General features: G+C 45.6%; 6 protein-coding genes. All 6 read left to right on the forward strand.

The window, feature by feature from the left end:
• Positions 1 to 21: 21 nt before the first annotated feature.
• The 6 genes from DWZ40_RS13620 (at position 22) to DWZ40_RS13645 (ending at position 6,569) form a co-directional block, all read left to right on the forward strand.
• On the forward strand, positions 22 to 723 hold the full coding sequence (locus DWZ40_RS13620) for a DUF6198 family protein (RefSeq protein WP_118543545.1): 702 nt from the start codon (positions 22 to 24) through the stop codon (positions 721 to 723).
• A 92-nt stretch (positions 724 to 815) separates the two neighbouring features.
• Positions 816 to 2,228 (forward strand): TIGR00366 family protein, encoded by a 1,413-nt coding sequence (locus DWZ40_RS13625; protein WP_177304577.1) that lies wholly within the window; start codon positions 816 to 818, stop codon positions 2,226 to 2,228.
• Between the two features lie 19 nt (positions 2,229 to 2,247).
• A complete protein-coding gene (gene arcC / locus DWZ40_RS13630) occupies positions 2,248 to 3,189 on the forward strand; it encodes a carbamate kinase (protein ID WP_118533788.1) in 942 nt (313 codons plus the stop codon).
• Positions 3,190 to 3,229: 40 nt separating this feature from the next.
• Entirely contained in the window at positions 3,230 to 4,597 is a 1,368-nt protein-coding gene (locus DWZ40_RS13635) for a solute carrier family 23 protein (RefSeq protein ID WP_118543556.1), read from the forward strand.
• A 40-nt stretch (positions 4,598 to 4,637) separates the two neighbouring features.
• Positions 4,638 to 5,555, forward strand: a complete 918-nt coding sequence (gene pyrF, locus DWZ40_RS13640; protein WP_118533787.1) for an orotidine-5'-phosphate decarboxylase — start codon at positions 4,638 to 4,640, stop codon at positions 5,553 to 5,555.
• A gap of 111 nt (positions 5,556 to 5,666) precedes the next feature.
• Complete coding sequence (locus tag DWZ40_RS13645; RefSeq protein ID WP_118543547.1) at positions 5,667 to 6,569, forward strand: LysR family transcriptional regulator; 903 nt, start codon at positions 5,667 to 5,669, stop codon at positions 6,567 to 6,569.
• Positions 6,570 to 6,617 lie beyond the last annotated feature (48 nt).

Consider the following 6,617-nt stretch of genomic DNA (forward strand, 5'->3'; position numbering starts at 1 on the left):
AGCTTCAAAAAGGAGAAGCATATGGAAAATAAGAAAGGAAGATTTGCAGAGATTGCGTATGTCCTGGGAATAATTCTGTGCCCACTGGGGGTCTGCCTGTCGGCGAAAAGCGGATTTGGCGTGTCAATGGTAGTTGCACCGGCCTACGTGCTTTATTTGCGTATTTCAGAAACAATTCCCTGGTTTACTTTTGGAAAATCAGAGTATATCTTTCAGGGATTGCTGCTGATCGTGCTGGCCTTTGCTGTGCGGCGCTTTAAGTGGAAGTATCTGTTATCTTTTGTTACGGCGTTTATTTACGGAAATATTTTGGATCTGTGGTATGTTGTATTAGGTTCGGAACAGTATACCGTATACTGGCAGCGCGGAATGGCTTGTGTTTTTGGAATTCTGATCACTTCACTGGCCATAGCTTTTTTCCTGAGAACGTATCTTCCTCAGGAAGCTTATGAAATGTTCGTAAAGGATGTAACGGATACGTATCAGAAAGATATGACAAAAGTGAAATGGCTGTTTGATCTGTCAGCGCTTTTGATTGCAGTAGTTCTTATGCTGGTGTTATTCCGCCGGTTTGCTTTTAATATGGTCGGATTAAACACAGTTCTTGCAACAATCGTAAATGCTCCGCTGATCGGCTTTTTTGGAAAAATGCTGGATCGTGCCGGAAGTTTTGATTCTTTATTCCCGGAGTTTTACCAGAAATTTCAGAAGATTATGAATTAAAAGTGAGAGCTGCCTTATAAACAGGGCGGCTCTACTTGTAAAATCTTAGAACCAGGAAACTGGAAACTTTTGGGCAGAACGAGGTGAAAATTGTGAAAAAAATATTTGATGCACTGGTAGATGGCAGTGTGGCATTAATCAGCCGTTTTCTTCCGGATGCGTATATTCTGGTGCTGCTTCTTACGGTAATCCTGTTTGTGGTTGCGGTTCCAGTTACAGGAATTGCGCCGGCAGAGGGAATTACCGTGGCGGATCGGCTGGTGAATCTGGTGTACGATGGCTGGTATGGCGGTTTCTGGAATCTTCTTGGCTTTGGGATGCAGATGGTTCTGATTGTGGTGACGGGAACGATGTTTGCCAATACAGAACCGGTTCACCGCATCATCGTAAAGATTGCGTCTATTCCGAAAACTCCGAGACAGGCACTGCTTTTAGTTTCCGCAGTGGGTATGGTCGCGTATTTTTTACAGTGGGGAGCCGCTTTGATTGTATGCGCGGTCCTGGCACAGGAAGTGGCAAAGCAGGTAAAGGGAATTCATTATCCGCTTCTGGTAGCGGCCGCTTATGTTGGAAACGCGTTTTGCCTGGTAGGAATATCCGGAACGATTGCACTCAATGTTGCCGGAGGCTGGACATTCGATGGGGTATGGAGTACAACGGGAATTCCATTTCGTGAAACGGTATTTGCGCCATACAACCTGTTTATTTATCTGGTAGGAGCAATTGTGCTGTGCCTTTTGATTACGGCTATGCATCCGTCTCCTGAAAAAACAAAAACTGTGGATCCGGCAATCTTCGCTGAGGAGACGGTGGAAAAACAGTACAGGCCACGCAGTGAGATGACGCCGGCTGAAAAGTTGGAAACATCTGTACTTTTAAATGGTCTGATTGCGTTTATTGGCTTTTTCTGCGTAATCTGGAGTTTTGTAGATTCTCTTTATATCAAAAAACAGTCATTTTCACTTTCTATTAACCAGGTGAATATGATCTTTCTGTTTGCATCGATCGCAATGTATAAAACTCCTGTACGTACGGTAGCGGCAGTAAAAAAATCTCTGGGCGGAGCGGTTGGCGTTGTGCTTCAGATGCCGTTTTATGCCGGAATTGCCGGATTGATCAGCTATCACGGCGGTTCAACCGGTGTTTCCATCGCACAGGTGATTGCCGGATTTTTTGTACATATTTCCAATGTGCAGACCTTTCCGCTCTTCACTTGCCTGAGCGCGGTGATCGTAAAGCTGTTTGTACCAAGCGGCGGAGCCCAGTGGGCGGTTCAGGGGCCGATTGTAATGCAGGCGGTCCAGAGCTTTATGCCGGCTGTGTCGGAAGGAAAGGCAGCAATGGCACTTTCCTGGGGCAATTCCTGCTGTAATCTGCTTCAGCCGTTCTGGCTGATTCCGGTGCTGGAAGTCGCAAAACTGAAAGTCAGGGATGTTATGGGATATTGTGTGATTTGTCTGCTGGCACTTCTGGTGATTATATCCGTAGGATTACTATTTTTATAAAAACGAATGGAGAAGAATTATGGGAAAACGAATTGTGATAGCTCTGGGAGGAAATGCACTTGGTAAGACAATTTCCGAGCAGGCAGAGGTAGTAAAAGGAACTGCAAAGGCCGTAGCCGGACTGGTTCGGGCCGGTCATCAGGTTGTAATTTCACATGGAAATGGACCACAGGTCGGAATGATCCAGAAGGCAATGACTGCTTTGCATAAGCAGGATCCGGAGCATTATGAGCTTTGTCCGCTGTCTGTGTGCACTGCAATGAGCCAGGGCTATATCGGACTGGATCTGCAGAGGGCACTGCGCAATGAACTCGAGAAATGTGGAATTTTAAAGTCCATCACAACCATTCTTACGCAGGTGGAAGTAAATCCAAATGATGATGCGTTTAAAAATCCATCTAAGCCGATTGGTGCGTATGTCACCGAAGCAGAGGCAGAAGTTCTGAGAAAAGAAAGAGGATTTGAGTTTGCGGAGGATGCAGGAAGAGGCATCCGCAGAGTTGTTCCGTCTCCAAAGCCGCAGCAGATTCTGGAACTGGAATCGATCCGGAAAATGGTAGAAGACGGACAGATTGTGATTGCCTGCGGAGGCGGAGGCGTTCCGGTAGTAAAAGAGGAAGACGGATATTTTGGAACAGAAGCCATTATCGATAAAGACTTTGCTTCAGAAAAACTTGCGGAAGAGTTAAATGCAGATTACCTGATTATTTTAACAGCTGTTGAAAAAGTTGCGATTTTTTACGGCACACCAAGGCAAAAATGGCTGGAGCATATGAGTGTAAGAGAAGCAGAATTTTATATAGAGGATGGGCAGTTTGCTCCGGGCTCCATGCTTCCGAAAGTAGAGGCAGCGGTCGCCTTTGCAAAATCCGGTCATGGAAGAAAGGCTTTGATTACGCTTCTTGAAAAAGCGGAAGAAGGAATTGAAGGCCGGACTGGAACAGAAATATCTATGGTTTAATAAAGAACAGGAAGATTTAAAATGGGAAGGGAGAGATTTTATGTATAATCCAGAACAGCCGGTTTTTGAAGAACAGCCTGAATCAAATATTGAAATTGCATATGGAATTGAGGATGTGCCAAAACCATGCTGGAAGGCCGTTCTTTTTGCATTGCAGATTACTCTGGTAGATTTTACACCGTTTATGTGGGCAGCAGGGTTTGCCTCTTTAGCAGGAATTGACCAGCCGGATTTTGTTCCGACGTTGCTTTGCGCATGTTTCTTCTGTATGGGAATCTGCACATTTTTACAGACAACGGTAGGTAACCGCCTTCCCATTGTTCAGGGATCCTCTTCCGCACTTATGTCATCCATGGGAAACATTGCGGCTGTTTACGGTCTGCCAGCAGTGTGGGGAGCCTCGCTGATTGGAGGTTTGATTCAGACAATCCTCGGAATTACAAAGACAGTAAGCAAGGTAAGAGCTTTCCTTCCTCCGGTAGTAGTTGGTTCTGTGGTGACAGCAATTGGGTTTGTCGCAGCGAGAATCGCGGTTCAGTGGACTTTTTCCAGACAGGAACCATTATATCTGGTTCTTGCGCTGATTTCGTTTTTGTTGGCGCTTATACTGAAATTTAAAACGAAAGGAATGGTATCCCAGGGCTTTATCCTTATTACGGTTGTTATCGTCGGAGTTGTGGTTTCTTCATTTCTGGGAATTTTTGACTGGAATGCAGTTTATGCCGCACCGTGGATAAAGATTCCACGTTTATTTCCATTTACAGGGCTGTCAGGACAGCCAAACGCAGTAATCACGTTTACGGCAGCGGCCATTATTGGTGGATTCAGCGGCTATATGGGAGCTATTTTTGAATCTGTCGGGGATTATGCGGCAACCTGCGCAGCCTGTGATGAGGTTTACCGTGTGAAACATATTGATAAAGGAATCATGGCCAGCGGACTTGGCTGCATGATTACAGCCCTCTTTGGAGGCTTGCCGTGTACTTCCTACACACAGAATATCGGCATTGTTGCAGCTACCGGCGTGGCATCCAGGCGGGTAACCCAATATGCAGGTGTTTTATTCCTGTTGTATGGCTTTTGCCCGAAAATGGCATATATTCTTGCCGGAATTCCGAAACCGGTTATTGGGGCAGTGTTCCTGATCTCTGCGGCTTCCATTATGTTTTCCGGAATTGACTCCATTGTGTCATCACCGAGAACTCTGAGAAACACGCTGGTAGCAGGGATTACTCTGACGCTGGCAGTTATGCTTCCGTATCAGTGCACTTCTACTTATAAAGAGTGGGCAGACAGCCTTCCACCATTTTTAAATATGTTGTGCACCTCACAGGTTTTTATTGCTGTACTTTGTGGTGTGGGACTGAATATATTGCTGAATTTTGTTTTACGGGATAAAGAAGAATAAAAGAATGTGGTACGTTGTACGTGCTGCTAAGGAGAAGACCATGATTCAGAAATTAATTGAAAAGATTCAGAAAACAAAGGCACCGATCTGTGTTGGACTGGATCCGATGTTAAATTATATTCCGGAATATATTTTAAAGAAGTCCTTCAGAGAGTTTGGTGAGACGTTAGAAGGAGCAGCAGATGCTATCTGGAATTTTAATAAGGAGATCGTGGATCATACCTGGGACCTGATTCCGGCTGTGAAGCCACAGATTGCCATGTACGAGCAGTTTGGTATTGAAGGATTGAAGGCATATGACAGGACTGTGAAATATTGCCATGAGAAAGGCCTTGTGGTTATTGCTGACGCAAAACGCGGCGATATCGGTTCTACCTCAGCAGCATACGCATCAGCTCATCTGGGCAGAGTGAAAGTTGGAAACAATAGTTGTTCTATATTCAATACAGATTTTATTACTGTGAACCCGTATCTGGGAAGTGACGGAGTAAAACCTTTTATTGATGTTTGCAATGCAGAGGATAAAGGCATTTTTGTGTTGGTAAAAACCTCGAACCCCTCCAGTGGGGAGTTTCAGGATAGGCTGATTGATGGTAAACCGCTTTATGAGCATATTGCTGACAGGGTGGTCGAGTGGGGCAGGATATCTATGGATGGCGCATACAGTAATGTCGGAGCGGTCGTAGGAGCAACCTACCCGGAGATGAGCGTTATTTTAAGAAAACTCATGCCCAAAACCTATTTCCTGGTACCTGGTTATGGTGCACAGGGCGGTACAGCAAAAGATTTAAAGAATTGTTTCAATGAAGATGGACTTGGAGCAATTGTCAATTCTTCACGCGGCATTATTGCAGCGTATCGTCAGGAGAAATACGCAAAGTTTGGTGCAGAGCACTTTGCAGAAGCATCCAGACAGGCAGTTGTTGATATGGCTGCAGATATTAACAGTGTTCTGTAAGACAGAGCAGGGCACAGCAGTGTACAGAGGAGAAAACAAAATTTTATTTTTCAGTGGAATGTGGTAGAATTAAAAGAAAAATCATAATTTATGAAATTTGAGGACACACCTATGACACTGACACAGCTAAAATACATCGTAGAGACCGCGAAGGCCGGGAGCATCAGCAGGGCAGCTGAAAAGCTGTATATTTCCCAGCCCAGTCTGACGGCAGCTATCCGGGAACTGGAGCATGAGTTTGGCATTACCATCTTCCAGAGAACCAACAAGGGAATTATCCTGACTTCGGAGGGTGAGGAATTTCTCGGCTATGCCAGACAGGTCATTACCCAGACAAGCCTGATGGAGGAACGTTATTCCGGCGCGGCTCCGGTGCGTCATCAGTTCTGTGTCTCTACCCAGCATTATTCCTTCGCGGTGGAAGCCTTTGTGGAACTGCTCAAGACTTACGGAGGTAAGACTTACGATTTCCGGCTCCGGGAGACCCAGACCTATGAGATCATTGAGGATGTGGCAAAGCTGAAAAGTGAGATTGGGGTGCTCTATTTAAACCAGTTCAACGAGAACGTTCTGCGAAAAACCTTCAAGGAGCATAATCTGAAATTTGAACGGCTGTTTCTGGCAAAGCCTCATGTGTTTGTCGGATCGGGAAATCCGCTGGCCAAGCTGGAAAAGATCACTCTGCAGGATCTGGAGCCATATCCGAGGCTTTCCTACGAGCAGGGAGATCACAATGCGTTCTATTTTTCCGAGGAGATTTTAAGTACGCTGGAGAGCCGGAAAGACATCCGGGTCTGTGACCGGGCAACATTGTTTAATTTGCTGATCGGCCTGAATGGCTATACCATCTGCAGTGGTGTGATCAATGAAATCCTGAATGGCAGGGACATTGTGTCGGTGCCGCTGGAGGCAGATGATTACATGGAAATCGGGTATATCACGCACAAACAGGTGGTGCCGGGAAAATTTGCCATGCATTACATAGAAGCACTGAAGCGTTTTGCGGTAGACTAACATAAAAGGGGCTGTCGCACTAACGTGCGGCAGCTCATTTTATATATC

The organism is Clostridium sp. AF32-12BH (assembly GCF_003477935.1).
GTDB lineage: Bacteria > Bacillota > Clostridia > Lachnospirales > Lachnospiraceae > Brotaphodocola.

Bases quoted from the DNA above. Each gene is read 5' to 3' on its own strand.
- DWZ40_RS13635 (WP_118543556.1), top strand. From the start codon at position 3,230: ATGTATAATCCAGAACAGCCGGTTTTTGAAGAACAGCCTGAATCAAAT.
- DWZ40_RS13620 (WP_118543545.1), top strand. From the start codon at position 22: ATGGAAAATAAGAAAGGAAGATTTGCAGAGATTGCGTATGTCCTGGGA.
- pyrF (WP_118533787.1), top strand. From the start codon at position 4,638: ATGATTCAGAAATTAATTGAAAAGATTCAGAAAACAAAGGCACCGATC.
- arcC (WP_118533788.1), top strand. From the start codon at position 2,248: ATGGGAAAACGAATTGTGATAGCTCTGGGAGGAAATGCACTTGGTAAG.
- DWZ40_RS13645 (WP_118543547.1), top strand. From the start codon at position 5,667: ATGACACTGACACAGCTAAAATACATCGTAGAGACCGCGAAGGCCGGG.